The organism is Arthrobacter sp. Y3225116 (assembly GCF_059091245.1).
In genome coordinates this window covers 1-1,752 of the sequence record NZ_JBNHGL010000392.1, presented here as the reverse complement: position 1 = coordinate 1,752, position 1,752 = coordinate 1, and the positions used below count along the sequence as shown (strand labels likewise).

Annotated in this window: 2 protein-coding genes; both read right to left on the bottom strand. The window is 69.5% G+C overall.

Translation table 11 applies throughout. The features are described from left to right. Positions 1-201: 201 nt before the first annotated feature. Positions 202-834, bottom strand: coding sequence for an SMC-Scp complex subunit ScpB (gene scpB / locus AC5RV2_RS17685; RefSeq protein WP_494067586.1), 633 nt, complete (start codon positions 832-834; stop codon positions 202-204). Next, positions 827-1,705 (bottom strand): segregation and condensation protein A, encoded by an 879-nt coding sequence (locus AC5RV2_RS17680; protein ID WP_494093414.1) that lies wholly within the window; start codon positions 1,703-1,705, stop codon positions 827-829. Before AC5RV2_RS17680 ends, scpB begins: the two co-directional genes overlap by 8 nt. Between the last annotated feature and the right edge of the window lie 47 nt (positions 1,706-1,752).

Here is a 1,752-nt window from a genome sequence, read left to right as displayed (position 1 = left end):
TCCCCTGACCGGGCCGGCCACGTCCCTGGGCGGAACCGCCCTGCGGACGGCGCTCGGCATCGTCCGGACGGCGGCCGTCGCCGGGACGTTTTCCGCCGCGGGGGTTGTTCCGTCCGGAGCCGGAACGAGGCGGTTGTGTCATGGTGGATCCTTACCCGTGGAAACTACTTCAATGGTCTGCTGCTGCCGGAGGCCGGCAGCCTAGAGCGAAGCGTCGTCGTACTCGGACAGGTTTTCCAGTCCCGGCAGATGCGGGGCGATCTCCGGCAGTTCGCCGATGCTTCCTATCCCCAATCTTTCCAGAAAATAAGAGGTGGTCCGGTACAGGACGGCTCCGGTCTCCGGATCGGTGCCGGAATCCTCGATGAGGCCGCGCTGGGTCAGCGTGCGCACCACGGAATCGACATTAACCCCTCGGATCGCCGAAACCCGGGCCCGCGAGACCGGCTGCCGGTACGCGATGACGGCCAGCGTCTCCAAGGCGGCCTGGGTCAACCGCGCGGTCTGGCCTTCCAGCACGAAACGGGACACCAGCGGCGCGAAATCGCTGCGCGAGAAGATCCGCCAGCCGCCGGCGATGTGGCGCAGCTCAAAGCCCCGCGGCTCCGCGGCGGGCCGCCCTTCGGAGCGGACGCCGCCGTCGTAATCGCGCTGCAGATCCAGCAGCAGGGCCTGGACGGTGCCCACCGGAAGGGCCAGCGCTGTGGCCAATTCAACATCGGTGGCCGGTTCGTCGATAACCATCAGGACCGCTTCCAACGCGGCGCGGGCACCGCCCGGCAACCGTTCCACATCGACCTCGGGCCCCGCCGTCTCCTCCAGCGGATCAGTCATCGCGTCCCTCCGTTGTGTCCGCGGCCGTGTCGGCGGCCGGGGCGTTGTCGTATTCCTCGCTGAGGTTGGCGCCGGTCCATTCCGCGTCCGGCCCGGTCCAATGGACCGTCAGCTCGCCGAGCGGCGCAACCTGGTCGAAGGCGATGACGCCGTCGCGGAACATCTCCAACAGCGCCAGGAAGCGGGCGACCACCACCAGCGCGCCGTCCGCGTCGTCGGTGAGGGCCCGGAACGTCAGCGGCGGGCCTGTCTGCAGGCGCGCCCCAAGGATCGCCGCCTGCTCCTTCACGCTGACCGGCGGCGCGTGCAGGTGCGAGAGCCCGACCTGGGTCGGCACGGGCTCCTTGGGCTCCAGCGCTTTGGCCGCGAGGGCGGCAAAGTCCGCCAGGGGCGTGCGCCAGACAAGCTCGGGCAGCAGCGCGGCGAACTGCGGTTCCAGCGCGACCTGCCGCGGGAAGCGTTCGGCCTCCCGGGCCAGGCGCTGGCCGAGCAGGGCCGCGATTTCCTTGAAGGCCTTGTACTGCAGCAGCCGGGCGAAGAGCAGGTCCCGGGCCTCGAGCAGGGCGATGTCCTCGTCGTCCTCCACCTCGCCGGTGGGCAGCAGCCGTGCGGCCTTGAGGTCCAGCAGGGTCGCCGCGATGACGAGGAACTCGCTGGCTTCGTCCAGGGCCTTGTCGTTGCCGTCGGCCTGGAGGCAGCGGATGTAGGAGATGAACTCGTCCGTGACGCGGGCAAGCGCCACTTCGGTGATGTCCAGTTCGTGCTTGGAGATTAGTCCCAGCAACAAATCGAACGGTCCGCTGAAGTTGTCCAGTGTGACGGCGAAGCCTGCCGGCTTCCGGTCGCCCTCCTGGTCCGGGACGCCGGGCACGGTGTCCTGCCCTGCCGGGAGGCCGCCTGCCGGCACCGTCCCCGCCG

Bases quoted from the DNA above. Each gene is read 5' to 3' on its own strand.
- scpB (WP_494067586.1), bottom strand. From the start codon at position 834: ATGACTGATCCGCTGGAGGAGACGGCGGGGCCCGAGGTCGATGTGGAA.